Here is a 25,170-nt window from a genome sequence, read left to right on the forward strand (position 1 = left end):
AAAAAACAAAGGGGGTCGGACGTGCTTGGTTGTGTAACTCGGTAACAGACACTTACCACCGGCTCGCAAGCCGCCGTACAGTGCCGTTTTACCCCTATGCGGCCAAGGCCGCGTCCGAGCCGAGCGCCGCGTCTACAGATGACAAACGCCAGGCAAAAAAATGCCCGGCAAGCCGGGCATTTTTCACACGCGCGGATCAATCACAGGTTGTAGCCACGCTCGTTGTGCTGCGCCAGGTCGAGGCCGACGGACTCTTCCTCTTCGCTTACACGCAGGCCCATGACCACATCCAGCACCTTGAGGATGATGAAGGTGACGATGGCGGTGTAGACGACGGTGAAGCCCACGCCTTTGCACTGGATCCAGACTTGTGCGCCGATGTCTTGCACGGTGCCGAAGCCGCCCAGCGAAGGGGCCGCGAATACACCGGTCAGGATCGCGCCGAGGATACCGCCGATACCGTGCACGCCGAAGGCGTCCAGGGAGTCGTCGTAGCCCAGTTTGCGCTTGAGGCTGGTGGCGCAGAAGAAGCACACCACGCCAGCGGACAGGCCGATGACCAGCGAGCCCATCGGGCCAACGGTACCGGCAGCCGGAGTGATTGCGACCAGACCAGCGACCACGCCCGAGGCGATGCCCAGTGCGCTTGGCTTACCGTGGGTCAGCCACTCGGCGAACATCCAGCCCAGTGCAGCAGCGGCGGTAGCGATCTGGGTGACCAGCATCGCCATACCGGCAGTGCCGTTGGCCGCAGCGGCGGAACCGGCGTTGAAGCCGAACCAGCCGACCCACAGCATGGCCGCGCCGATCAGGGTGTAGCCCAGGTTGTGCGGGGCCATCGGGGTGGTCGGGTAGCCTTTGCGCTTGCCCAGTACCAGGCAAGCCACCAGGCCAGCCACACCAGCGTTGATGTGCACCACGGTGCCGCCGGCGAAGTCCAGGACGCCCCAGTCCCACAGCAGGCCACCGTTGCCACTCCAGACCATGTGCGCGATCGGCGCATAGACCAGGGTGAACCAGATACCCATGAACACCAGCATGGCGGAGAATTTCATACGCTCGGCGAACGCACCGACGATCAGCGCCGGGGTAATGATCGCGAAGGTCATCTGGAAGGTGACGAACACCGCCTCAGGAAACAATGCGGCAGGACCGGTCAGGCTGGCAGGGGTGACGCCGCTCAGGAAGGCCTTGGACATGCCGCCTACGAAGGAGTTGAAGTTGACGACGCCCTGTTCCATGCCAGTGGTGTCGAACGCCATGCTGTAGCCGTAGATCATCCACAGGATGCTGATCAGGCCAGTGATGGCGAAGCACTGCATCATTACCGACAGGATGTTCTTGGTGCGGACCATGCCACCGTAGAACAGCGCCAGGCCGGGAATGGTCATGAACAGCACCAGCGCGGTGGAGGTCAACATCCAGGCGGTGTCGCCGGAGTTGAGGACGGGGGCAACGGGGGCTGCCGCCTCGTCTGCCATGGCCAGGCCTGGCATTACGAGGGACAACAGGGCTCCTAGCCCTGCGAATTGACGCAGAGTCATATTGTTTACTCCTGGGGCTTTATTATGAAGCGGCTTTAGATTGCGTCTGTATCGGTTTCGCCGGTACGGATCCGAATAGCCTGTTCCAGATTGACCACGAAGATCTTGCCGTCCCCGATCTTGCCGGTGTTGGCCGCCTTGGTGATCGCCTCGATTACCCGGTCCAGATCCTTGTCGTCGATAGCGACGTCGATCTTCACCTTGGGCAGAAAATCAACGACGTATTCCGCGCCGCGGTACAGCTCGGTGTGACCCTTCTGACGACCGAAGCCTTTGACTTCCGTGACAGTGATACCCTGCACGCCGATTTCCGACAGCGATTCGCGGACGTCGTCCAGCTTGAATGGCTTGATGATGGCAGTGACTAGCTTCATGAAACTCTCTCCCGAATTGGTGGACTTGCCCCAGGAAAACAAACCCAGCTCAAGTCTAAGCGCAGTGACTGGCTTTGTAACGCATCGCCGGTCTTGCATCCCCAGACCGACACCAGAAACTGCTCCTGACGAAACACTTCCCGCTCCGCCTGCGCACTGCATCGTCACAGCGACTGCATCAGTGCATGGGTCACTTGCGACTAAGCAGAAACCTTGCCATGTCTTGCAAACCCGGCGTTTTCAGCTGATTCCCCAGCGCCTGCCCGCTCCGCTCAGCCTTGGCGCACCGCGCTCGCACGCTGATGGTGCAGGGCGCGTGCGGGCAATGCGCCAAAACCGTGCGCCCCGCGTCGCTGATTGACTATAGACACTGCGTGATACACTGGCCGGCCTTCTTCTCAGGAAATTCGCCATGCTCGCCCCCAAAGCCTTTCTCGATGCCCTGAGCGATCACGCCTCGAAACTGTTCAGTGGCGACACCGCCCAGCCCAAGGCCGAACTGGAGAGTCAATTCAAGATTCTGCTGCAAAGCGGTTTCAGCAAGCTGGACCTGGTCAGCCGTGAAGAATTCGACAGCCAGATGATCGTCCTGGCCCGCACCCGGGCACGCCTTGAGAGCCTCGAAGCGAAAGTGGCCGAGCTTGAGGCGCGGTTGACGCCCCAGCCATGATGTAGCGGCGCCTGTACCGACGCCCTCGCGGGCAAGCCATGCTCCCACAGTGCAAACCGGGCCTGAGTCGTGCATCTGTGGGAGCACAGCTTGCTGGCGAAGGGGCCGACACGGTTTGCGCAAGACCATAGAATCTCCCACAGCCTTGGCAATACCGATTGTGGGCCCGCGAACAGGCCACGCAGCTATTGCAGCAAACCCTGCGGTATTCCTACACTTCGTGCTGACAATGGACTAGCAGGAACGCTGCCGATGAACCGCAATGAGTTGCGCAAGGCCGATATCAACCTGATGGTGGTGTTCGAAACCCTCATGCAGGAACGCAACGTCACTCGCGCGGCAGAAAAGCTGTTCCTGGGCCAGCCCACAATCAGTGCAGCGCTAAATCGTTTACGCACCTTATTCAACGATCCGCTGTTCGTGCGCGTCGGACACCGCATGGAGCCCACTTCGCGCGCCGAAGAAATCATCCGCCACCTGGGCCCCGCGCTTGACGCCATGTCCGTGGCCCTGAGCCTGAGCCACGACTTCAATCCCGGCACCAGCTCCATGACCTTTCGCGTGGGCCTCTCGGACGACGTCGAGTTCGGCTTGCTGCCGCCCTTCCTGCGGGCCATGCGTGAAGAGGCGCCGAACATCGTGGTGGTGGTGCAGCACGTCGATTACTGGCGCATCCCAGATCTGCTGGCCAGCGGCGATATCACCGTCGGCATCAGCCAGACCCGCGGCCTGCCCGCCAACGCCAAGCGCAAGTTGCTGCGGCGCATGCATGCCCGGGTGCTGCGTGCCGATGCTTCGGACAAACCGCTGACGCTGGACGAGTACTGCGCCCGGCCCCACGTACTGGTATCGCACACGGCCAACACCTCCGGCATCGCCGATGAGTGGCTCGAAGAAATCGGCCGCAAACGCCGCGTGGTGCTCTCGGTGCCGCAATTCAGCTCGCTGCCGGCGCTGCTGGCCGGTACCGATATGCTCGCCGGCTTGCCCGACTACGCCGCCACGGCCATGGCGAAGTGGGGCAATCTGTTCGACGAACCGGTGCCCTTCGACACCCCGCCGCTGGATCTTTCGATGGTGTGGCTGAGCGTCATGGACACCGACCCCGCCGAACGCTGGCTGCGCTCGCGGTTGGAGATGTACATGGGGGATCGGGCGGGGTTGGCGCTATGATGGCTGCGCTCAGGCGGTTAGCCAGGGATTGATCAGCTGGACGCCAAGATGCTCGAAATCCTTGCAATTACGTGTCGCCAGCAGCGCCTCATGCTCGATGCAGATGGCAGCGATCTGCGCATCTGCAATCGAGACTGCTCTTCCTTTGGATTCAATGCGCGCTACTAGGGCCGAATAAATTTGTGCTGCCCGTACATCGTAGGCAAGAACCGCCTCCGCAAAATGCTCTTCGACGAGATTCTTGGCCAACTGATGCAGACGTTGCTTGCGCTTTCCATCGGGTAACCTGGCAATGCCATAAAGCAGCTCGCCGACAGTGACGGCCGTTATTGCAATCTGATCTGCAGCCTGAGCGTCGAGCCAATCGACGACACACCGCTCAGGTTCGCTGCGCAAGTTCGGAAATGACACTGGTATCCAACACGATCATTCGTCAAAGGCCCCTGCCCGAGGGAGTTCGCGCCTCTGCGGCAACTCAAGCTCGACCGACTCATCCGCGAACATCGCGGCGATCCTGGACCCAAGGCCACCACGGTTTTTTTTATAGCTAAGGGCCGTACGCAGGATAATCCGCGCCTCTTCCTCCATGGAACGATTGTTGTTAGCGGCTTCAACGCGCAGCGCCGTCTTTAGGCCGTCCTCAAGGTTTCTGATAGTGATACTGGCCATTTCGGCCTCCAGTGATATCAATGATTGCGTTGATATCATGGGGGCGAAAAGCAGTCTAGGGTACCCAGTGTTGACGAGCGGGAGATCATGGACCCAAAAACGTCCGTGGCCTCATGCTGTAATGCAGAGGGCATAACGATGCATCCGACTGCTGGAAACACCATGCATCAAACTCCCTTCCCCGTATCCCGCAAACTTCACTACGCTCGTGCCCACTACCGCAGGAAGCGGTCACCCAGAACTGCACGGAGCATCCCCCCATGTCCCTCGCTATCGTCCATAGCCGCGCCCAGGTCGGCGTCGGCGCGCCGGCCGTCACGGTCGAAGCCCATCTTGCCAACGGGCTGCCGGCTCTGACGCTGGTCGGCCTTCCGGAGGCATCGGTGAAAGAGAGCAAGGACCGCGTGCGCAGCGCCATCCTCAACTCCGGCCTGGAATTTCCGGCACGGCGCATCACCCTCAACCTCGCTCCGGCCGATCTGCCCAAGGACGGTGGCCGCTTCGATCTGGCGATCGCATTGGGCATCCTCGCTGGCAGCGGACAGTTGCCGATTGCGGCCCTGCGCGAGGTTGAATGCCTGGGCGAGTTGGCGTTGTCGGGGGCGGTGCGGCCAGTGCAAGGCGTGTTGCCGGCCGCCTTGGCAGCACGGGATGCCGGGCGTGCATTGGTGGTGCCGCGGGAGAATGCGGAGGAGGCGGCGCTCGCTGGCGGCCTGGTGGTGCTCGCCGCCGATACCCTGCAAGGCCTGGTGGCGCACTTCAACGGCAAGATGCCGATCGGGCCGTTTCAGGCCAATGGCCTGTTGCTGGTGAACAAGCCCTATCCGGACCTGAGCGAGGTGCAGGGGCAGATCGCCGCCAAGCGTGCCTTGCTGATCGCCGCGGCGGGTGCGCACAACCTGCTGTTCAGCGGCCCGCCGGGCACCGGCAAGACCTTGCTCGCCAGCCGCCTGCCCGGGCTGCTGCCGCCCCTGGACGAACGCGAGGCGCTGGAGGTGGCGGCGATTCAATCAGTCGCCAGCCATGTGCCCCTCAAGCACTGGCCGCAGCGACCGTTTCGGCATCCGCATCACTCCGCGTCGGGGGCGGCGCTGGTCGGTGGCGGGAGTCGTCCGCAACCTGGCGAAATTACCTTGGCGCACCATGGCGTGTTGTTTCTCGACGAACTTCCGGAATTCGACAGAAAGGTCCTGGAGGTGCTGCGCGAACCGCTGGAGAGTGGCGAAATCGTCATCGCCCGCGCTCGGGACCGGATTCGTTTTCCCGCGCGCTTCCAACTGGTAGCAGCCATGAACCCCTGCCCGTGCGGCTATCTGGGCGAATCCACCGGCCGTTGCCAGTGCAGCGCCGACCAGATCCAGCGCTACCGCAACAAACTTTCCGGCCCGCTGCTCGATCGCATCGACCTGCATCTCACCGTCGCCCGCGAAGCGACTGCCCTCGCCCATCAACCCACGGCCGGAGACGACAGCGCCAACGCCGCGCAACGGGTGGCCGAGGCGCGGGATCGGCAAAATCGCCGACAGGGCTGCGCCAACGCCTTCCTCGACCTGCCCGGCTTGCGCCAGCACTGCCCGCTCAGCAGAGCCGACGAGCAATGGCTCGAAACCGCCTGCGAACGCTTGACCCTGTCGCTCCGCTCGGCCCACCGGCTGCTGAAGGTTGCGCGCACGCTGGCCGATCTCGAGCACGTCGAGCAGATTCAGCGCGGCCATATCGCCGAGGCGCTGCAGTATCGGCCGGCAACGCAGTAGCACCCATCATCCGCCGCCAGCGCTCTGGCTCAGGGTCGCGTATACACCCCGAGCCATGAGCTGATCACACCAATGCGGCCTTCGCTCAGGCGCCACGCCACATCGCACAATTGGTTGACCCCCTTGGTAAACCCGTGCAACGGGCTGCTTGGCACATAGAAGGATCGCCACTTGCGGGTGCGATAGGGGTCCTTGAAAAAATGGATGTCCTTGAGGACCAACCGTTCAGACGCGCCGTACGACAGCGGCGATGTCGATTGCCCGAAGGCATGGCGAATACTTTGTGGGTAATACGGCCGGATATGCGAAAAATCATAAAAGAATCGCTCGCCGAGCGTCGGACAAACGATGATCAATCGCCCTTGATCCGACAGCAACGCAATGAGCCGATCCAGCAGCGGCATCAACTGTTCGGGCGTCAGATGCTCGATCAAGTGGCTTAGGAAGATGACGTCGAACGACTTGCCCAACTGCTCCATATCGTCGGCATGATACGCATCGACACCTTGATCCCGGGCGCGCTGGATGTAATCGCGATTCACGTCGACGCCGCTTATTTCCATGTTCAAAGACTTGAACAGCGGCAGATACTTGCCAGTACCAAAACCGTAGTCCAGGATGGAAAGCGGCCGCGCCGAGGCCGCGCACCATTGCTGCAACAGGCTCTCGATTCGCAGTTTTTCCAGCGTCTGGTAATGCGCTGGCTGCAGTGATGGGGAGGCTTTGTCAGTCATGATCAGGTTCCATACGATAAGCCCGCGCCAAGGTACCGAGTGTCATTCGCGAGACTGGCTTCAATTGAAGAACTCCAGGGCATCCACATCGAACACGGGAATACCGCAGACCGTGGCGACATCCAATCGCTCAGGAAAATGATTGTCGATAAAAATGGCCTTGCCATGGATGAACGCCGATTTTTTCTCGCCCTGACGCAGATGAAGGATTTCAGCAAATAGTCCGGGGTCGATCCGCGCCTGCGCCAGGGCGTGCAACGGATCCCCCGCGTGGCGCGTAACCAGGATCAACGTCTTGCCCCTGGCCAGCATGCGATACAGGAAGAACATCGTCGAGGGTATCGCCCGGCCATCCATGACGACGGTTTCGTCAAAATCGATATAGACCTTGTGGAAATCATGCTCCAGCTCGGCGAGCGTCATGATTCGCCGTTCGATAAGGGTAACGCCAGCGACAGGCAGCGGTGTGACATCGCGGCCCATGAAGTCCTGCACTGCCAAGAGCGGCAGGTTGATGCCCCGCGCCCGCTGCACGACCATGGCGCCGGCGACGCGGCAGCTCACCTCCAGCAGCTTCCAATGATCGTGGCCGTCCTTTTTCAATTGAAAGAACCATGGCCCCCGTACCTTGATCCGCTCGTTGATCAACGCCGCGATGGCGTTGATATCAGCAGAGAGCTCCAGCGGCCGACAACGCATGGCGATACCGGCTCTGACTCGCTCGCGAGTTCGCGGACCGACCCACACCAGGCGGCGATTGCGGTCCGAAAAACAGTCCACGGTGATCTCTTCGCCAGGCAGATGCTCCACCAGCACCGGAGCCTGCACCTGATCCACAGCCATCTGCGCCTGCACCGCCGTGTATGCGATGCTGACGCCTTGGCCGCCTTGGCCCAGATCAGGCTTGACCACGACGGGCCAGGCATCGACTTGCTGCACACTGGCATACACCCGCGGCGACCAGGGTTGATCGGCAAACAGGTCGTAGGTCTGCGACTTGTGGCGGCACAGCAGTGACGCCTGCGGGTCGCCGTTGACCAAGGTCACGCCCCATTGCGCAACGCGGCTGGCGAGGTAGTCCTGCACGGTGTCGTGGGTGGCGAACAGCAGTTCGATGTTCCAGCGTTTGAGCAGACTAGCGAAGGCTTCGTCGAAGTCCGTCGCTGTGATCCGCGGCAGATCGCCGGCGTAATCGGCAAACAGCATGCGCCCGTGATCGTCCACACTCGAGGCGCCGAACAGATTGACGTGTACCGAGTGGACCAGCGCCTGATGAATCTCGCAGGCGTTCTCGGACCCGCAGGGGAATACCAAAACGTTTATCCGTGCCATAGCGTCCTTCCTGCAAGCGGCGAACCATGCCCCGTCAAGGTTGAAATCGTCATGTTGGCAACCATGTCTTTAGCCACTGCTGCGCGGCGTGAGGGTCGATGATCCAGTCGTTGCGCACTGCCGTGCACAGTTGCCGGCCCTGATCGATGCACGCATCACTGTCGCTCAACAGCGCGCGGATCTCGGCGATCCAGCGCATCGGCTCGCGGGGCAGGCGCGTCAACGGCAAGTCACCCCTGAGACCGATGACATCGCTGGCGATCACCGGGATCCCACAGGCGCCGTATTCGAGCGCCAGGACATTGCTGCGGCAGTGGTTGGCGACCGTCAGAGTCAGCGGGATCAACGCCAGGTCGAGGCGCAGCCCGGCCAGTTGCGCCGGGCCATGCTGGCCGTGGACATCGAGCCAGGTTTCGGCGGCGTATTCGCGCAGCCCGAGCGGCGCCTTGTCGAGGAACACCCAATCGACCTCGCCCGCCAGCGCTTGCAGCACCGGCTCGATCAAGGTGACGTCGATATCGTGGAGAGCGCCCATGAAGCAGCCGACTCGAGGACGTGCCAACCGCTCGTGCTTCGCCTCGACCTGGGCCCAGTCGTGGCCGAGCCGAGTCGGCACCACCCGGATGTCCCCATGGCGCCCCTGAAAGATCTCGGCCAGCGCTGGGGTCGGCACCACCAGGCGATCGACACAGCTCAATGCATCGTCAATGGCGTGACTGATGTCGGCGCCGCCACCGTTGACGCTGTTGCTGAAATCCAGACCGAGCGGGTAGTGATCGAAATCCAGCACCTTGAACGCGCCGGAGAATGCCTTGAGCTTGCGCATCAACGCCAGACGCGTGGTGTCGATCCGGCGCGGGAGCACGATGACATCCGGCTGCAGACGCTGCAGCTCCACCACCCCCAGCAGAGAGCGACTGCTCACCCCGTCGATCAGACCGGCATCGCACGCGTCCTGGAATGGCTGGTTGATTCGTCGGCTCGCCGAAACCTCGGTATCCGCCGGATGGACCAGCATGACCGGCAAAGGGCGCCAGGTCAGCGGCCGCCAGGTCAAGGCAGCGCGCCCCTCCACCTCGAAACCGCCGCCATTGAGGGACAGATTGGGATTGTAGGCGGGGTCCTTGGCGAGCACCGGCAGCCACTTCTCATACAAGGCCTGCTGATCGACCGCAAAGTGCTCGAGCTTGGCGGCAGGATCGAGGATATCGATCGCTTTCTGACCGGCGTTGCCCTCATGCATCAACACGCAATGCGGAGTCCAGACCGTCAGATAGCCCAGTTCGGCAGCTTTCAGGCAAAGATCGACCTCGGCAAATGCAACCTTGAACCGCGCCTCGTCGAGGCCATCGACCTCGTCGAACACTGACCGTCGCACCATCAAGCAGCCGGCGCTGACCGCGCTGTAATTCTGATCGACCAGCAGCCGCTGCATATAGCCATGGGCGTCCCCTGGGGCACCCAGCAATGGATGCTCTGCGCCAGGACCCAGCCCCAACACGATGCCGGCGTGCTGCAACTGACCGGTCGGATACAGCAATTTGGCCCCGACGATACCGACTTCCGGCCGCTGGGCGTGGTTGAGCAACGCATCGAGCCAGTCTTCCTGGATGATCGCAGTGACGCTGCTGAGCAATACCAGGTACTCGCCCAGGGCGTACCGAGCACCAAGGTTATCGAGCGCAGAAACGCTGGAGGGCTGCTGCGCACGGACGATGCGGATCTTGTCGCCACCGATGGACTCCATCCCCGCCAGCCAGTTGACCGCTTCCGGGTTCTCGCTGGCGTTGTCGACGATGATGACTTCGTAGCGTGCGTATCGGGTCTTTTCCAGGATGCTTTCGACGCAACGCTGCAACAAGGCCAGATGGTCCTTGGTGTGAATCAGGATCGACACCAAGGGCTGAGCAGCATTCGCGTACTTCACGCGATAGTGCCGAGGCATGATGGATTGCACTTGGTGCTGCAGATAGCCGCGGTTATCCAGATGCCGGCTCAGCGCGGCGACTTCATCGGGATTGTCTTCCAGCACCGCGGCCTCGCTGATCAGCAAAGGCTCGGCGATGTGCTCGGCAGCGTGCAGACCATGCTGCTCGATCATGCGCAGAATCAGGTCGAACTCCAACGCCCCGGGCAATTCGGCATTGAAGCCGCCCAGAGCCATCGCGGCATCACGCCGGAACAGCCAGTGAGTGGCCATAGTGGCGGGTAGGCTCACTAGCAGGTCGAGATTGATATCCGGGCGAAACGCTGGCCCCATACGCTTGCCGGCGCGGTAGATCTCATCACAGAAGACCATCAAGGCTTGCGTCTGCGGCAAACGCAGATCCACGCGCAGCCTGCCGCCGGGAAGCAACTCGTCGCCGGCATTGAGCACGATGAACCAATCTGCGTCGCTGCGACCGATCAAGTCGTTCAAGCCCGACACCAATTCACCCGGCCAGGCCAGCCACTCACTGCTCAGAGCAAGATCATCCGGTGCCGGCGCCTGGCTGAATACGGTAAGCGCAAGATTGCTGCCACCCTGGCGCTGCCATTCATCCACGCTGGCCAGCGTGCGCCCCATCAGCGCCGAAGCTCCGCCATCGAGCACCACGATCAGCACGCTGGCTGCCACCTGCCCGGCCTGATGGTCGGCGACCAGGCGTGCCTGCGTCGGCGTCAGCGTGCGCCGCTGCAGCCAGTCTGGCACAGCGGGCGCGAGGGTAGCCTGATGCTCGTCGGCCGCTTGTTGAGTCTGCGCGAGGAACTTCTCGAACTGCGCCCAGAAGGCGTTTTCCATTTCGCGCCAGATGTCTCTGATCTTGCCGACGCTGTCACGCGCGCGCTCGAACCCGCCAGGCTCATCAAAGAGCGCAGCACCGGAGTTGCCCAACGTGGTCTCGAACGGCAGCGAGTGGATATGATCCCCCCTGAAATAGATGACCGGGCAACCACACAGCAGTGCCGTCGTGCAGGTGGTGGAAATCTCGTAGGAATAGAGCGCTTTGGCGCCGCGGAAGATCTCCGCCAGCTCAGCGAGGCTTTTGGGTTCCTTGAACGTCAGCAGTTCTATATCGCTGGGCAGCAGCGAGAAGTCGATCTTGTCGATGGGATAACGATGCTGGTACAGGTAGCTTTTGTGACGCCGGCTCGGTTCGGCGGGCGGCGAAAACAACTGGGAATCGATGACCGGCAGCGTCAGGGTGCTACCGTGCGAGTTGCTCTCGCGAAAATCCTCGGCGTAGTAGAAGAAGAGATCGGAGTCGGCGGCGCCCACCCCGCGGCCATTGAGGAAGCCCTCCCGATTGAGGATGTAGCGCACCACGACCGAGCCCGCCAGGGGATTGCCGTTGATGACCTCCGGATAGACCACGATCGGGACCTTGCCGGCCTCTTTGTGCTGGTCGACGATCGCGTTCGTCAGCATGGGCGTGCGCAGTTGCGGATTGACTACCGTGCACAGCGCCACGTAGGCCTCGTGACCTGAAATGTTCAGGGCATGGCAAAGGTAATGCAGCACGCAGACACCGGAAGACGTTTCGCGATAATCCGGCGCATAGATGTAATAAGGGTGCGAGGTCTTGTCGTGTAAACGGAGCTCAGTCATTCATGTCTCGCTTTCAACATTCGCGTGGATAGCGCCGGTCCTGATTCGCGACGGCGTCGCCGATCGCATGTGTGGTGTTCTGCGAGCCCATCAACCACCGACGATCTCCCCCTGCCGCACCCACGCGCTGACCGCCTCCAACTCGTTGAACATCAACGCGTCGAGCACCGACAGCGCCGGCACGAAGGGCTTCCCCTGTTGGGCATAGTCAGGCAATTGCGGCTTGAGCAACTCCAACCGATACCCCGCCTGCGCAAAATCCTCGGCGTCATAGAGCGTCGCGCCAGCCAAGGGATTCAGATAAGCAGTGCCGCCCACCGACTTGATCACCTCGATGACCCGATCCTGGCCCTTGGTCAATGAAGGCGGCGCCCAGATACTGGCGCGCACGATGGTAGTCTGCAGCCCGAACAGGCTGCAGCACGAACGCAGTATCACTTCGTTGAGTTCGGCGATGTTATCGACCTGCAGCGTCAGCAAGGCCTGCAGCCAGGTAAGCGTGCGTTCGACATGGGGCGCCTTGCGATAGGCGAACGCCAGCTTGTTGATCAATTGAGCCAGATCGAAATTCGCAGAAACCTGACGCTCCATGATCATCTGGCTGTGGCTGCCCTTGCTCAGCGGCACGCCGAACCACTTGGGCTCGCCGTCCAGCAGGTACCGGTTGCGCTCGATCCAGCCGTTCTTGATGTACTGGACGTTGTCATACAGCACGAAGCAGTCACTGGCGGCGATCAATTGGAAGTAGCCCAGGTAAGGCAGAAAATACGGCTGCATCAAGGCCACGCGGCCTTGGTTCAACAATGCCAGGCCGTGTTCTGTCGATTGCGTGTCTGCCGTGTGGGCCAGCGACATCATTCAACCCTCCCGGGCGCTGAGCAGAATGTCGATGATGCTGTCCTGGTCCGCACTGGAGAGGTCCGGGTAGATCGGCAGGCATAGCACGCGGCTCGAAACCATATGCGCGTGGGTCAGCTTGGCCGCGTCGGAACTGGCCAAGCCGCGGTACATGGGAAACTCGGTGATCAGCGGATAGAAGTAACGACGGACCAGCACGTCATGGGCCCGATAACGCCTGTACATCTCATCGCGATTGACGCCAAATCGCGAGCCGTCGATGAGGATCGGACAGTAGGCGTAATTCCATTCCACACCCTCCGGCTGCTGCAACAGGCTGATACCTTCGACGCCGCTCAAAGCCGCCACGTAGCGTTCGAAAAGGGTCCGGCGCAGCTGTAGAGCGACATCGATATGACGCAGTTGCAACATGCCGAACGCCGCCTGGATTTCGCTCATCTTGGCGTTGATGCCCGGCGCCATGATGGTGACTTCGTCGGCGAAACCGAAGTTCTTCAAATAATTGATGCGCTGCTTCATCTTTTTGTCGTGGCAGATGATCGCCCCGCCCTCGAAGGTGTTGAAAACTTTGGTGGCGTGGAAGCTGAGGACCGACAAGTCGCCATGGTTGAGGATGCTGGCATCGTTTTGCCGGACACCGAAGGCATGGGCCGCGTCATAGATGACTTTGAGCCCGTAGGTGTCGGCGATGTTCTGGATCGCCTCGACATCGCAGGGAATACCGTAGCAATGCACCGGCAGGATGGCCGTGGTCGCCGGGGTGATCGCCTCTTCGAGACGCTTGGGGTCGAGGTTGTTGGTGATCGGATCGATATCGACGAACACCGGTTTGACGTTGTTCCACAGCAACGAGTGCGCGGTGGCAACGAACGAATAAGGCGTGGTGATGACTTCGCCAGTGATGCGCAACGCCTGCAAGGCGGTGACCAGCGCCAGGGTGCCGTTGGTGAACAGACAGACGTGCGGCACGCCGAGGTGTTCGGCCAGCGCTGCCTCCAACTGCTCGTGAAAGGGACCTCCGTTGGTCAGGCGTTTGCTATCCCAGATTTCCTGCAGGTACGGCAGAAATTCTTCCAGTGGTGGCAGCAACGGGCTCGTGACAGGAATCTGCTTGACCATGGACAACAAGCCTCACACACAGGTTGGGTCCAGCAATCGGTAGGAGGCTGGCCAGGATAAATGGGAGAAAGCGCGCGCATTGCGCGAACGCCACGAAATTGGCGCCGCGATGCGATATGAGGGTAGATAGCAAAAAGTCGGCCAAATCGTCTGACGGCGTTCAGTGCACCAGAGGCGTGGCGAAACGCGAGTGCCGGGGGCGCCCTTAAAGCACCACCCGCAAACACTGCCCGGCGTGATAAAGAGAAAATCCCGTCTCGTACATCAACGTACGCAAACCTGCCGCCTTGACCGGCTTTTTAGCCGAGAACGGCATCGGCAGATCTGCGGGGTCATCCTTGAGCAGAAACTGCGCCAATGCCTTGCCGACCACGGTGCCGGTCGTGTTGCCACGGCCGTTGTAGCCGCTTACCGACACCAGCCCGGCGGCCGGTTCGAACAGACGCATGAGGTGATCGGGGGTGAAGTCGATGCAGCCGGTCCAGTGCATTTCCCACTCGACCTTGCCCAGTTGCGGGAAGTAATGGCGCTGAATGCGGTCGGCCCAGCTGCGGATGAAACCGGCCGGTTTGTTGTCGACCCGGCCCAGGCTGCCCAACAACAGGCGGCCCTGGTCGTCCCGGCGGATGCTGCTCAGCACGGTGCGGGTGTCCCAGGAGCCTTGACCATGGGGCAACACGCTGTCGGCAGCGGCACCGCTCAGCGGCACCGAGGCTACCTGGCAGTAGTAGCCGCGGAAGAAGCTGCCCTTGAGATCGGTCCATTCGCCTTCGGTGTACGCGCCCGTGGAGATGATCACCTTGTCGGCCATCACTAGGCCGCCAGGGGTCACAACCCGCCAGCCGAACCCTTCGCGCTGCAACTGTTGCACGGCGCTGCGGCTGAAGATCCGGCCGCCCAGGCGCTCGACCGCAGCGGCCAGGCCGCGGCTGTAGGCCATGGGGTTGATGGTGCCGGCGCGGTGGTCGAGCAACGCCGCCTCGACCTTGTCGGTGCCGCAATACTCCTCGCAACGGGCGCCGGTGAGCAGCTCCAGATTGGCGCCGCGCCGGGACCACTGGGCATGCCGAGACTGCAGGTCGGCCACGCCCTTGGAGTTGTGGGCCATGTGCAAGGTGCCGAGATTGTGTGCCTGGCAATCGATGCCATAGCGTTCGATCTGGGCGAAGACTTGCGCGGGCGCGCCGCCCAGCACCTGGTTCAGGCGCTCGCCGTGCTGATGCCCGAGCACGCTATCGACGTCATCCGGCGCAACCCAGGTGCCGGCATTGACCAGCCCGACGTTGCGTCCAGAACCGCCATGGCCCACTTCATGAGCGTCGACGATGACCACCGACCGGCCGTTTTCCAGCAGATGCAGGGCGGCGGACAACCCGGTGATACCGGCGCCGATGATACAGACGTCGGCGCTGGTTTCGCCGCTCAGCGGCACCGCCGCAGACGCCGCCGGCGTGATGTGCTCCCACAGACACTCTTGACGCAGTTTTGTCATGGCTGGGCTCGAATAGGGGGGTCTACCTCTTTCCCTGTAGCGAGGGGGCTTGCCCCCGATTCGGCATGCCAGACAGACTGATGCCGCTGACCTAGCCAATCGGGGGCAAGCCCCTCGCTACAGGGGTAACGATGCGGCTGGCGAATCAATCAAAAACAATACCCTGAGCCAGTGGCAGCTCGCGTGAATAATTCACGGTGTTGGTCTGGCGGCGCATATAGGCCTTCCAGGCATCCGAACCCGACTCGCGCCCACCGCCGGTTTCCTTCTCGCCACCGAAGGCGCCGCCGATTTCCGCGCCGCTGGTGCCGATGTTGACGTTGGCGATCCCGCAATCGCTGCCCGAGGCACTCTGGAAGCGCTCGGCTTCGCGCAGGTCGGTGGTGAAGATGCACGACGACAGGCCTTGCGGCACTTCGTTGTTCAAGCGCAGCGCGTCTTCGAAATCGTCATAGCTCAACACATACAGAATCGGCGCGAAGGTCTCGTGGCGGACCACCGCGCTCTGCGCGGGCATCTCGACGATGGCCGGGGTCACGTAGTAGCCGTTCGGGTATTTATCCTGTAATTGACGCTCGCCGCCGAACACACGGCCGCCTTCGTCGCGGGCCTGCGTCAGAGCATCCTGCATGGCCTGATAAGCGCCCTTGTCGATCAGCGGACCGACCAGATTGTTCTCCCGCGGATCACCGATGCGCACCTTGCCGTAAGCGGCCTTGACCCGCGCCAGCACTTCATCCTTGATCGAGGAATGGACGATCACCCGGCGCAGCGTCGTGCACCGCTGGCCAGCCGTGCCCACCGCCGAGAACAGAATGCCGCGCACCGCCAGATCGAGATCGGCACTGGGGGCCAGGATCATGGCGTTGTTGCCGCCCAGTTCGAGAATGCTGCGGCCGAAACGCGCCGCGACGCGCGGACCGACTTCACGGCCCATGCGGGTGCTGCCGGTGGCGCTCACCAGCGGTACGCGCGGGTCGTCCACCAGCGCCTCGCCGGCCTCACGATCGCCGATGATCAACTGGCAGAGGCCGGCCGGGGCATCGCTGCCGAAGGCCTTGAGGGCTTTTTCGAACAGCGCCTGGCAGGCGATGGCGGTGAGCGGGGTCTTTTCCGACGGCTTCCACAGCACGGTGTTGCCGGCCACCAGCGCCAGCGCGGTGTTCCACGACCAGACAGCCACCGGGAAGTTGAACGCACTGATGACCCCGACCACGCCCAGCGGGTGCCAGGTTTCACGCATATGGTGGCCAGGGCGCTCGGAGGCGATGGTCAAACCGTACAGCTGGCGCGACAGGCCGACGGCGAAGTCGCAGATGTCGATCATTTCCTGCACTTCACCCAGGCCTTCCTGGGTGATCTTGCCGGCTTCGATGGACACCAGCTCGCCCAGCTGCGCCTTGTGCGCCCGCAGCACTTCGCCGAACAAGCGCACCAGCTCGCCACGACGTGGGGCCGGTACGTTGCGCCATTGCTGAAAAGCCTGGGCGGCGGTGTCGATCTTGCTCAGCACCTGAGCTTTGGTTTCCAGGGTCACTGCGGCGATCTGGCTACCGTCGATGGGCGTGTGCACGGCGTGGTTGCCGCCCTTGAAGGCGCTTTGGGCAACGCCCAGGCTTTCGAGCAATCCATCAATCATGTGCTGTCTCCTGCAAATCGGCTGAACGGGAAGGTTCCAAGATAGCTGGAGTATCCGCGCGGCGCGCGACGACTCACAAGCGAGCAATCTTCAGTTTATTATTCCGTCACGGAATGACCCACTCAGAACACTCCATGACGATTGGGCAACCGGCCGGTTCCCGACTTTATGGAATGACGCATGGAGTTTATTTCGCTTGCGCGACAGGCCGTCGAATCGGTTACATGAGTGCCTGAACACGCCTCGCCTGGAGCGCCCCATGTCTACCCACGCCTTCGTCAGCCCGGATACCCTGCGCGGCCGTTTTTCCCGCGCCATGTCCGACATGTACAAACAGGAAGTGCCGCTCTACGGCGATCTGCTCGCGCTGGTCGGCGAGGTCAATGCCAAGGTCCTGGCCGATCAACCGGCGGTGGCCGCGTCGCTGCAACGCACCGGCGAAATCGAGCGCCTGGACATGGAGCGTCACGGCGCCATTCGCCTGGGCACCGCCTACGAATTGGCGACCATCCGCCGCCTGTTCGCGGTACTGGGCATGCAGCCGGTGGGTTATTACGACCTGACGTCGGCGGGGGTGCCAGTGCACTCCACGGCATTTCGAGCGGTGCACGAGCAGGCGCTGCAGGCCAGCCCGTTCCGAGTCTTCACCTCATTGCTGCGCCTGGAGCTGGTCGACAACCCGGCGTTGCGCCAGCGTGCCCAGGCCATCCTCGACCAGCGGCAGATTTTCACGCCTCTGGCCTTGAGCCTGATCGAGCGTTTCGAGCGCGACGGCGGACTCTCCCCGGCCGATGGCGAGGCCTTCGTCGAGCAGGCCCTGGAAACGTTCCGCTGGCACCGCGAGGCGACCGTCAGCGCCGCTGAATATCAGGCGCTGCACGACGAGCACCGATTGATCGCCGATGTGGTGGCATTCAAGGGGCCGCACATCAATCACCTGACGCCGCGCACCCTGGACATCGATCAGGTTCAGGCCGGCATGCCGGCCAAGGGCATCGCGCCCAAGGCGGTGATCGAAGGTCCGCCCACCCGCCGCCACCCGATACTGCTGCGTCAGACCAGCTTCAAGGCGTTGCAGGAAAAGGTCGCATTCACCGATCAGCAGGCCGACGCGATGGGCAGCCATACCGCGCGGTTCGGCGAGATCGAGCAACGTGGCGCGGCGCTGACCGCCAAGGGCCGGGCGCTGTACGACCGCTTGCTGAACGCCTCGCGCAAGGCTCTGGCGGGGTTCCCGGCCGAGGGCAATGCCGGTGAATACATGGCGCTGCTGGGCCAGCAGTTCAGCGAGTTTCCCGATGATCTGGCGCAGATGCGCGAGCAGGACTTGGCGTTTTTTCGCTATTTCGTGACGGACAGCGGTCGCGAGGCGGGCCTCTTGGCGGGCAGAGCCCACTCCCACCAAAGCGCACTGGAGGAGTTGATCGCAGCGGGCCACGTGAGCTTCGAGCCGCTGGTGTATGAGGACTTTCTGCCGGTCAGCGCGGCCGGGATATTCCAGTCGAACCTGGGGGATAACGCTCAGGCTGATTACGGAACACAGTCGAACCAGGCTGATTTCGAACGGGCGCTGGGGGCCAGGGTGATCGATGAACTGGGGTTGTATGCCGAGACGCAGCGCCGCTCGATCGAGCAGTGTGCGCGTGAACTGGGAATGGAGCTTTAGACCACCGCCTACGCGCCCATTGGCTACCGCAGTCATCCTGTGGTGAGGGGGCTTGCTCCCGAGAGGCCGGTTCGGACACACCGCGCCCGGCAGTTCGCCCTATCGGGAGCAAGCTCCCTCACTACAGGGTCAAGGCCACATTCAGGGTTACCGATCAATCACCGATCAACCCGAAACCGATCCACTTCCTGACGCAATTGCGCCGCCAGCCCTTCCAGCTCCCGCGCCGTGTCCGCCAGATGGGACACCACCTCGCGCTGCTCGGTGTTGGCCATGGCAATACTCTGCAAATTGCTGCTCAGCAAGGTTGCGGTGCTGCTCTGCTCCTGGGTCGCGGTGGAAATTGCCGCGAACTGATGCCCTGCCGAACGGCTTTGCTCATCGATATGCGCCAACGCATCGGCGACCTTGGCGTTGCGCGCCAGGCCCTCTTCCATCAGGCGATTGCCCTGCTCCATGGTCTGGATGGCATTGCTGGTTTCTTGCTGGATGCTGCCGATCATGCTGGAGATTTCGTCGGTGGCCTGGCGCGTGCGTGAGGCCAGGCTGCGCACCTCGTCGGCCACCACGGCAAAACCGCGGCCCTGCTCGCCGGCCCGGGCCGCCTCGATGGCGGCGTTGAGCGCCAGCAGGTTGGTCTGCTCGGCGATCGAGGTGATCACGCCGACGATACCGCCGATTTCCTGCGAGCGCTGCCCCAGGGTATTGATCACCGTCGCAGTGCCGCTCAGGGCCTGAGCGATCTGCTGCAACGAAGACGACGCCTCGGTCATCGAGGTGCGGCCGATGCGCGTCTGCTCGGTGTTTTCCCGCGCCATGCGCTCGGTGTTGCCCATGTTGTCGGCGATATTCAGCGAGGTGGCACTGAACTCCTCCACCGCGCCGGCCATGCTGGTGATCTCTCCGGATTGCTGCTCCATGCCCTCGTAGGCCCCGCTGGACAGGCCCGACAGCACTTGCGCGCGGCCGCTGACCTGCTGCGCGGCATCGCGAATGTGCGTGACGGTGTTGCCCAGCGCATCGCCCATCTGGTTGAAGCTGCGCGCCAGCTGGCCGATCTCGTCATGGCTGGCGATGGTCATGCGTACGCTCAGGTCGCCCGCGCCCATCGCCTCGGCCTGGACCACCAGGTCGCTCAGAGGCTTGAGTTTGCGGCGCAGCATCCAGATGGTCGCCGCCACCGCGATCAAGGTGGCCAGCAGGCTGCCGATGACCAATTGCACGCCCACATCCCAGGTCACCGCCCGCAATTCATCTTCGGGCATGGTGGCGATCACGCTCCAGGGGCCGCCGCTGAACGGCATGGCCACGGAATAGAAATCGCTGCCGCCGTTGCTCCAGGTGTCGGCCACGCCCGGACGCTTGGCCAGTTCGGTCAGGGCAGTGGCGGCCTTGTCGGTATCCTTGACGCCGGCGGGCGGTACCAGCCACTTGCCCTTCTCGTCGAGCAACGCCAGCGAGCCGGTCTTGCCGATGCGGAACTGCTTGAGATTATCGAACTGGGCCTTCTGCGCATCGGTGTAATCGAAACCGACGAACAGCACCGCGATCACCTGGCCGCTGGCGTCGCGAACCGGGGTGTACTGGGTCATGTAGGAGCGGTCGAACAGTACCGCGCGGCCGACGTAGCCCTGGCCCGCCATCAGCAGCGCATAGGCCGGGTGGGCATGATCGAGCAGTGTGCCGATGGCGCGGCTGCCGTCCTGCTTGGTCAGCGAGGTGCTGATGCGGATGAAATCGCTGCCGCTGCGCACGAACACCGTGGCCACGCCGGCGGTCATCTTGCGGAAATCATCGACTTCGCGGAAATCGTTGTTGAGCACCTCGTCGCCGCTCAGACTCAAGCTCGGTGTCTGTACCCCGCCCACGGTCACCGGCTGCGCGGTGTCGAGCGTCAAACCTCGCTTGAACCGCGACTCGAACAGGCCGCTGAGACGCTGAGTGCTGTCGCGCAAGGTCGAGTGGAAGGTCAGCAACTGGTCGGCGAGCAGCCGCGCCTCGCTGGCCATGTGCGCTTCGCGGGTATGCAGGTTGGCAGTGTCCAGCGAACGCAACGCGAACAGCGTACTGGCACTGATGACCACCACCAGAATGACCGCAAGGGTAATCCCGAGCTGCGTTGCAATCCGGGTACGGGGTTGAGACATAGAAACTCCTGGCCGCCAGCTCGATCACGGTTTGGATCTGCCACGCGGCATAGCTTGTTTTTTGATCACGCAGGCGAACCTTTCGACCTGAGGTTCTGTGCTTTAAGCATCGGCGCGACCACCGAATACTTGAGCGAGCAACCCGGCTATTTGACGCCAACCGTCAGCGCAGGATTTCGACCTCGGGCAAGCGCATCGCTGCCACTTCGGCTTGCAGGAATTCGCTCAAGCGCCGCAGCCGTTCGCCTCCCGGGCGCGTCTTCGGCCAGACCAGATAATAGTCCTCGCCACTGGCCACCGCCGTCGGCCATGGCAGGCTCAGGCGCTGCTGGGCCACGTCCTCGGCAACCATCAACAAGTCGCCGATGGCCACGCCGTAGCCACGGGCGGCGGCGATCATGCCCAATTCAAGGGTGTCGAACGCCTGGCCACCACGGATCGACACCTGCTCGGTGAGGTTCATGCGCTGCAGCCAGCTACGCCAGTCTCGACGGTCGGGCGTGGGGTGCAGCAACTCGGTGCTGGCCAGGCGCGCGGCATCCCAGGGCGCATCGTTGATCAGCGCTGGCGAGCCCACCGGGATCAACAGCTCGGCAAACAGATGGGCGGCCTCCCACTCCGCCGGGAAGTTGCCGTTGGACAGCAGCACTGCGCAATCGAAGGGCTCCTGATTGAAGTCGACATGGTCGATTTCCATCCAGGCGCTGGTCAGTTGCACCTCGTTGCCGGCCTGCACATGGCGAAAGCGGCTCAGGCGCGCCAACAACCAGCGCATGGTCAGGGTCGAGGGGGCCTTCATGCGCAGCACATCGTCCTCGGCCTGCAACGTGTGACAGGCGCGCTCCAGCGCCGCGAAGCCCTCGCGTACGCCGGGCAACAGCAGCCGCGCCGACTCGCTGAGCTGCAGGGCGCGACCGCTGCGTACGAACAGACGGCAGCCGAAGTGGCTTTCGAGGGTGCGGATATGCCGGCTGACCGCGCTTTGGGTGATCGATAACTCATCCGCCGCGCGGGTGAAGGAACTGTGGCGGGCAGCGGCTTCGAAAGCCCGTAAGGCGTATAGAGGCGGCAGACGACGGCTCATGAAGGACATCCCTGAATAGGCGACAAGCAACACCGAAGGATACTGAGACATGAGTATTACTCATGCTACGTATCTTTTTTATCCTTTTGTGTCGCCACCGCGCAAGCGCGACAATAGGCGGCCTTGCCCCTCCTATATCGTGACCTGCCATGACCTCGCCTCTTCGTGTCGAACTCAAAGCCTTGCTGCGCCTGGCAGGGCCGCTGATCGCCTCGCAATTGGCGCACATGCTGATGCTGCTGACCGACACCCTGATGATGGCACGCTTGAGCCCCGAGGCGCTGGCCGGCGGCGGTCTGGGAGCGGCGAGCTATTCGTTCGTGTCGATTTTCTGCATCGGCGTGATGGCAGCGGTGGGCACCTTGGTGTCGATGCGTCATGGCGCGGGCGACCACGAGGGCGCCGCGCGGCTGACCCAGGCCGGCCTGTGGCTGGCCTGGCTGCTGGCGGTGCTGGGCGCGATATTGCTGTGGAATCTGGGCCCGATCCTGTTGCTGCTGGGGCAGGCGCCGGTCAATGTCGCCTTCGCCGGCCAGTTTCTGCTGCTGTTGCCGCTGGCGATGCCGGGCAATCTGAGCTTCATGGCCCTACGCGGCTTTACCAGCGCGGTCGGCCGGCCGGGGCCGGTGATGGTCATCAGCATCGGCGGCACCGTGGTCAACTACGGGCTCAACCATGCCTTGATCGAAGGCATGTTCGGCTTGCCCAGGTTGGGCCTCACCGGTATCGGCCTGGTCACCGCCATCGTCAGCACGGGCATGGCCATCCTCCTGGCCCTGCACATCGGCCGGCACCGGGCCTACGCCAAGTACCCGATCCGTACCGGGCTGATGCGCCCGTCGCTGGCGGCCATCCGTGAACTGTGGCGCCTGGGCCTGCCGATCGGCGGCACCTACGCGGTGGAAGTCGGTGTATTCGCCTTCGCCGCGCTGTGCATGGGGCTGCTCGGCAGCGTGCCGCTGGCGGCGCATCAGATCGCCCTGCAGATCGTCTCGGTGGCCTTTATGGTGCCGGCCGGCATGTCCTATGCGGTGACGCTGCGCATCGGTCGCCATTACGGCGCAGACCAACTGGCGAACGCGCGGCTTGCCGGGCGCCTGGGTATCGGCGTCGGCGCACTGGCCATGCTGGGGTTTTCGGTATTGTTCTGGGTGGCGCCGAATGCGGTGATCGGGCTGATGCTCAATGAGCACGATCCGGCCTTCCTGCCGGTGGTTCAGGTCGCTTTGAGCCTGCTGGCGGTGGCGGCATGGTTCGAGCTGTTCGACGGCGTGCAGACCATCGCCATGGGCGCCATCCGCGGCCTCAAGGATGCCCGCACAACCTTCCTGGTGGGGCTGTTCTGCTACTGGGTGATCGGCGCGCCGGCCGCCTGGTTGCTGGCGTTCCATGCCGGCTGGGGCCCGGAAGGCATCTGGTGGGGGCTGGCGATGGGCCTGGGATGTTCGGCGATCATCCTGACCTGCGCCTTCGAATGGAAAATGCGCAGGCTGATAAAGCAGACAGGGGTCAATCCTGCCCCAGCGCCCACTGCTGCGCCGAGCCTTGCTGCAGAAACTCGGCAAACGCGTCCAGAGGCAGCGCCTTACTGATCAGGTAACCCTGCACCTGGTCGCAGCCGAAACTGCGCAGTAACGCGAGTTGCTCCGCGGTTTCGACGCCTTCGGCCACCACCTGCAGCTTGAGGTTGTGGGCCAGATGGATCATGGCGTGCACCAGCTGGCGGTTCTCTTCGCGGTGTTCCATGCCGGCGACGAAGCTCTTGTCGATCTTCAGCAAGGCGATCGGCAGGCTGTTGAGGTGCACGAACGACGAGAACCCGGTGCCGAAATCGTCGAGCGAGAAACGCACGCCCAACTGCCCCAGCGCATCCATGGTCTGCTTGACCTGATCGTTGCGGCGCATCACGGCGGTTTCGGTCAGTTCGAACTCCAGCCAACTGGCATCGATGCCGCGCTCGCTGATCAAGCGCCCGAGGGTGACCAGCAACTGGCTGTCCTGGAACTGGCGGAACGACAGGTTGACCGCCATGTGCAACGGCGCCATGCCGCGCTCGCGCAGGTCCTGCATGTCGCGCAGGGCGCGGGAGATGACCCAGTAGCCCAGTGGCACGATCAAGCCGCTCTGCTCGGCCAGCGGCACGAATTCACTCGGCGGCAGCAGCCCGCGCTCGACATGCCGCCAGCGCACCAGCGCCTCGACGCCGACGATCTCCCCACTGTGCAGGTTCAGCCGCGGCTGGTAGTGCAGCTCCAGCTCGTCACGACGCAGGGCGCGGCGCAGTTCGCTTTCGAGATCGGCGAGGCTGCGGGCATGACGGTTGATACGCTCGTTGAAGACATGGAAGGTGCAGCCCTGGATGTTCTTGGCCTGCTGCATGGCGATGTGCGCATGCCACATCAAAGGGTCCGCGCCGGCCTTGGCGCGGGCGTGGGCGATGCCCAGGCTGCAGCCGATCAGCAGACTCTCGCCGTCGATCCAGTAAGGCTCGGCCATGGCTTCGACGATGCGTTCGGCCAGGGCCTCGGCGCGCTGTGCATCGCGGCGGGTGTCGATCAGCAGCGCGAACTCGTCGCTGCCCAGGCGGGACAGCTGATCGCCGGGTTCGAGCTCGCCCTTGAGGCGCGCCACCACTTGCAGGATCAGGCGGTCGCCGGCCTGATGGCCGAGGGCGTCGTTGGCCGAGCGAAAGTTGTCGAGGTCGAAATGGCCCAGCGCGATGCCGCGGCCATCGTTGATCGCCAGGCGCGCCGCGAGCAGGGTCTGGAAGCCTTGGCGATTGGCGATGCCGGTCAGAGGGTCCTGCTCGGCCAGGCGTTGCAGGGTGGTTTCCAGCGCACCGCGTTCGCGGACATGGCGCAGGCAACGCCGCAGGGTGTCCGGGCCCAACTGGCCGTGCACCAACCAGTCACTGACACCCAAGGGTGCGGCGTCCGGCTCGGCGTCCAGCAGCAGCACCTGGGGCAGCACGCATTGCCCGGAGCCGGGCTGCAATTGCGGGGTGGTCAAGAGGATCGCGTGCGGGTCGCCCTCGAACAGGCTGCCGACTGCTTCCCAGCTGGCCGCCATGACCAGCACATACCCATCGCCCAAGGGTGCCAGGCATTCCTGCAAGGCAACCTTCCATGCATCTTGATCGGCCAGGAGCAACAGGCGCACGGGTTCGAAGGGCGTAGACAAGCAGACTCCTTAACACGCGTTCACAGATCGGAAAGCATCCGAACGCCGCTGTAACCACATGAATCGTAATGATTCACAATATCAGCTGCGTCCATTCATTTGAAGGTTTGTCGCATTTATGTACGCATCCTGCGGGAAAGTATCCA

General features: G+C 62.8%; 19 protein-coding genes and 1 pseudogene. 5 read left to right on the forward strand and 15 right to left on the reverse strand.

Annotation, left to right across the window (positions count from 1 at the left end; translation table 11 throughout):
- Positions 1–200: 200 nt before the first annotated feature.
- Both AC3WJP_RS11870 and glnK read right to left on the reverse strand, forming a co-directional pair.
- The gene (locus AC3WJP_RS11870; protein ID WP_493721492.1) at positions 201–1,544 is read right to left on the reverse strand and encodes an ammonium transporter; all 1,344 of its coding nucleotides are present in this window, start codon (positions 1,542–1,544) and stop codon (positions 201–203) included.
- Positions 1,545–1,579: 35 nt separating this feature from the next.
- A complete protein-coding gene (gene glnK, locus AC3WJP_RS11875) occupies positions 1,580–1,918 on the reverse strand; it encodes a P-II family nitrogen regulator (RefSeq protein WP_002555808.1) in 339 nt (112 codons plus the stop codon).
- Positions 1,919–2,330: 412 nt separating this feature from the next.
- On the opposite strand from glnK, the gene AC3WJP_RS11880 reads away from it, so the two are divergent.
- Together AC3WJP_RS11880 and AC3WJP_RS11885 are read left to right on the forward strand one after the other, a co-directional pair.
- Positions 2,331–2,588, forward strand: coding sequence for an accessory factor UbiK family protein (locus AC3WJP_RS11880; RefSeq protein ID WP_493721491.1), 258 nt, complete (start codon positions 2,331–2,333; stop codon positions 2,586–2,588).
- A gap of 252 nt (positions 2,589–2,840) precedes the next feature.
- On the forward strand, positions 2,841–3,761 hold the full coding sequence (locus AC3WJP_RS11885) for a LysR family transcriptional regulator (protein ID WP_493721490.1): 921 nt from the start codon (positions 2,841–2,843) through the stop codon (positions 3,759–3,761).
- 9 nt (positions 3,762–3,770) lie between these two features.
- Here AC3WJP_RS11885 and AC3WJP_RS11890 read toward each other — a convergent pair whose 3' ends face one another.
- Both AC3WJP_RS11890 and AC3WJP_RS11895 read right to left on the reverse strand, forming a co-directional pair.
- Positions 3,771–4,172 (reverse strand): type II toxin-antitoxin system VapC family toxin, encoded by a 402-nt coding sequence (locus tag AC3WJP_RS11890; RefSeq protein WP_493721489.1) that lies wholly within the window; start codon positions 4,170–4,172, stop codon positions 3,771–3,773.
- Positions 4,173–4,187: 15 nt separating this feature from the next.
- Complete coding sequence (locus AC3WJP_RS11895; RefSeq protein WP_493721488.1) at positions 4,188–4,430, reverse strand: FitA-like ribbon-helix-helix domain-containing protein; 243 nt, start codon at positions 4,428–4,430, stop codon at positions 4,188–4,190.
- A 260-nt stretch (positions 4,431–4,690) separates the two neighbouring features.
- On the opposite strand from AC3WJP_RS11895, the gene AC3WJP_RS11900 reads away from it, so the two are divergent.
- Positions 4,691–6,184, forward strand: coding sequence for a YifB family Mg chelatase-like AAA ATPase (locus AC3WJP_RS11900; RefSeq protein WP_493721487.1), 1,494 nt, complete (start codon positions 4,691–4,693; stop codon positions 6,182–6,184).
- A gap of 29 nt (positions 6,185–6,213) precedes the next feature.
- Here the strand turns inward: AC3WJP_RS11900 and AC3WJP_RS11905 are convergent, their stop codons facing one another.
- From AC3WJP_RS11905 to amaB, 7 genes are all read right to left on the reverse strand, one after another.
- The gene (locus AC3WJP_RS11905; protein ID WP_493721486.1) at positions 6,214–6,918 is read right to left on the reverse strand and encodes a class I SAM-dependent methyltransferase; all 705 of its coding nucleotides are present in this window, start codon (positions 6,916–6,918) and stop codon (positions 6,214–6,216) included.
- A 60-nt stretch (positions 6,919–6,978) separates the two neighbouring features.
- A complete protein-coding gene (locus AC3WJP_RS11910; RefSeq protein ID WP_493721485.1) occupies positions 6,979–8,250 on the reverse strand; it encodes an ATP-grasp domain-containing protein in 1,272 nt (423 codons plus the stop codon).
- Between the two features lie 49 nt (positions 8,251–8,299).
- Positions 8,300–11,839 carry a glycosyltransferase gene (locus tag AC3WJP_RS11915; protein WP_493721484.1) on the reverse strand — a complete coding sequence of 1,180 codons (3,540 nt, stop codon included), beginning with the start codon at positions 11,837–11,839 and terminating at the stop codon, positions 8,300–8,302.
- Positions 11,840–11,929: 90 nt separating this feature from the next.
- Entirely contained in the window at positions 11,930–12,697 is a 768-nt protein-coding gene (locus tag AC3WJP_RS11920) for a WbqC family protein (RefSeq protein WP_493721483.1), read from the reverse strand.
- Entirely contained in the window at positions 12,698–13,816 is a 1,119-nt protein-coding gene (locus tag AC3WJP_RS11925) for a DegT/DnrJ/EryC1/StrS family aminotransferase (protein WP_493721482.1), read from the reverse strand.
- 205 nt (positions 13,817–14,021) lie between these two features.
- Complete coding sequence (amaA, locus tag AC3WJP_RS11930; RefSeq protein WP_493721481.1) at positions 14,022–15,308, reverse strand: L-pipecolate oxidase; 1,287 nt, start codon at positions 15,306–15,308, stop codon at positions 14,022–14,024.
- A gap of 145 nt (positions 15,309–15,453) precedes the next feature.
- A complete protein-coding gene (gene amaB / locus AC3WJP_RS11935) occupies positions 15,454–16,947 on the reverse strand; it encodes an L-piperidine-6-carboxylate dehydrogenase (protein ID WP_493721480.1) in 1,494 nt (497 codons plus the stop codon).
- Between the two features lie 259 nt (positions 16,948–17,206).
- Between amaB and hglS the strand changes: the two genes are divergently transcribed.
- Entirely contained in the window at positions 17,207–18,613 is a 1,407-nt protein-coding gene (hglS, locus tag AC3WJP_RS11940) for a 2-oxoadipate dioxygenase/decarboxylase HglS (RefSeq protein WP_493721479.1), read from the forward strand.
- A gap of 158 nt (positions 18,614–18,771) precedes the next feature.
- On the opposite strand, the gene AC3WJP_RS11945 is transcribed toward hglS, so the two are convergent.
- The 3 genes and pseudogenes from AC3WJP_RS11945 to AC3WJP_RS11955 all read right to left on the reverse strand — a co-directional run bounded on the left by AC3WJP_RS11945 (position 18,772) and on the right by AC3WJP_RS11955 (position 21,844).
- Positions 18,772–19,641 (reverse strand): methyl-accepting chemotaxis protein, encoded by an 870-nt coding sequence (locus AC3WJP_RS11945; RefSeq protein WP_493735674.1) that lies wholly within the window; start codon positions 19,639–19,641, stop codon positions 18,772–18,774.
- Positions 19,639–20,760: pseudogene (locus AC3WJP_RS11950) on the reverse strand (Cache 3/Cache 2 fusion domain-containing protein); the annotation flags it as partial. The gene AC3WJP_RS11945 and the pseudogene AC3WJP_RS11950, both read right to left, overlap by 3 nt.
- Before the next feature lie 163 nt (positions 20,761–20,923).
- A complete protein-coding gene (locus AC3WJP_RS11955; RefSeq protein WP_493721478.1) occupies positions 20,924–21,844 on the reverse strand; it encodes a LysR substrate-binding domain-containing protein in 921 nt (306 codons plus the stop codon).
- Positions 21,845–21,993: 149 nt separating this feature from the next.
- On the opposite strand from AC3WJP_RS11955, the gene AC3WJP_RS11960 reads away from it, so the two are divergent.
- Positions 21,994–23,436: a NorM family multidrug efflux MATE transporter gene (locus tag AC3WJP_RS11960; protein ID WP_493721477.1), complete on the forward strand. Its 1,443-nt coding sequence runs from the start codon at positions 21,994–21,996 to the stop codon at positions 23,434–23,436.
- Here the strand turns inward: AC3WJP_RS11960 and AC3WJP_RS11965 are convergent.
- Positions 23,354–25,024 (reverse strand): putative bifunctional diguanylate cyclase/phosphodiesterase, encoded by a 1,671-nt coding sequence (locus AC3WJP_RS11965; protein WP_493721476.1) that lies wholly within the window; start codon positions 25,022–25,024, stop codon positions 23,354–23,356. The two genes, AC3WJP_RS11960 and AC3WJP_RS11965, sit on opposite strands and share 83 nt — an antisense overlap.
- Between the last annotated feature and the right edge of the window lie 146 nt (positions 25,025–25,170).

This window comes from Pseudomonas sp. GW821-FHT01A09, from assembly GCF_058986725.1.

Excerpts from the sequence above, each read along its gene's own strand:
- AC3WJP_RS11870 (WP_493721492.1), bottom strand. The coding sequence starts at position 1,544 with ATGACTCTGCGTCAATTCGCAGGGCTAGGAGCCCTGTTGTCCCTCGTA.
- glnK (WP_002555808.1), bottom strand. The coding sequence starts at position 1,918 with ATGAAGCTAGTCACTGCCATCATCAAGCCATTCAAGCTGGACGACGTC.
- AC3WJP_RS11880 (WP_493721491.1), top strand. The coding sequence starts at position 2,331 with ATGCTCGCCCCCAAAGCCTTTCTCGATGCCCTGAGCGATCACGCCTCG.
- AC3WJP_RS11885 (WP_493721490.1), top strand. The coding sequence starts at position 2,841 with ATGAACCGCAATGAGTTGCGCAAGGCCGATATCAACCTGATGGTGGTG.
- AC3WJP_RS11895 (WP_493721488.1), bottom strand. The coding sequence starts at position 4,430 with ATGGCCAGTATCACTATCAGAAACCTTGAGGACGGCCTAAAGACGGCG.
- AC3WJP_RS11900 (WP_493721487.1), top strand. The coding sequence starts at position 4,691 with ATGTCCCTCGCTATCGTCCATAGCCGCGCCCAGGTCGGCGTCGGCGCG.
- AC3WJP_RS11905 (WP_493721486.1), bottom strand. The coding sequence starts at position 6,918 with ATGACTGACAAAGCCTCCCCATCACTGCAGCCAGCGCATTACCAGACG.
- AC3WJP_RS11910 (WP_493721485.1), bottom strand. The coding sequence starts at position 8,250 with ATGGCACGGATAAACGTTTTGGTATTCCCCTGCGGGTCCGAGAACGCC.
- AC3WJP_RS11915 (WP_493721484.1), bottom strand. The coding sequence starts at position 11,839 with ATGACTGAGCTCCGTTTACACGACAAGACCTCGCACCCTTATTACATC.
- AC3WJP_RS11920 (WP_493721483.1), bottom strand. The coding sequence starts at position 12,697 with ATGATGTCGCTGGCCCACACGGCAGACACGCAATCGACAGAACACGGC.
- AC3WJP_RS11925 (WP_493721482.1), bottom strand. The coding sequence starts at position 13,816 with ATGGTCAAGCAGATTCCTGTCACGAGCCCGTTGCTGCCACCACTGGAA.
- amaA (WP_493721481.1), bottom strand. The coding sequence starts at position 15,308 with ATGACAAAACTGCGTCAAGAGTGTCTGTGGGAGCACATCACGCCGGCG.
- amaB (WP_493721480.1), bottom strand. The coding sequence starts at position 16,947 with ATGATTGATGGATTGCTCGAAAGCCTGGGCGTTGCCCAAAGCGCCTTC.
- hglS (WP_493721479.1), top strand. The coding sequence starts at position 17,207 with ATGTCTACCCACGCCTTCGTCAGCCCGGATACCCTGCGCGGCCGTTTT.
- AC3WJP_RS11945 (WP_493735674.1), bottom strand. The coding sequence starts at position 19,641 with ATGGGCGATGCGCTGGGCAACACCGTCACGCACATTCGCGATGCCGCG.
- AC3WJP_RS11955 (WP_493721478.1), bottom strand. The coding sequence starts at position 21,844 with ATGAGCCGTCGTCTGCCGCCTCTATACGCCTTACGGGCTTTCGAAGCC.
- AC3WJP_RS11960 (WP_493721477.1), top strand. The coding sequence starts at position 21,994 with ATGACCTCGCCTCTTCGTGTCGAACTCAAAGCCTTGCTGCGCCTGGCA.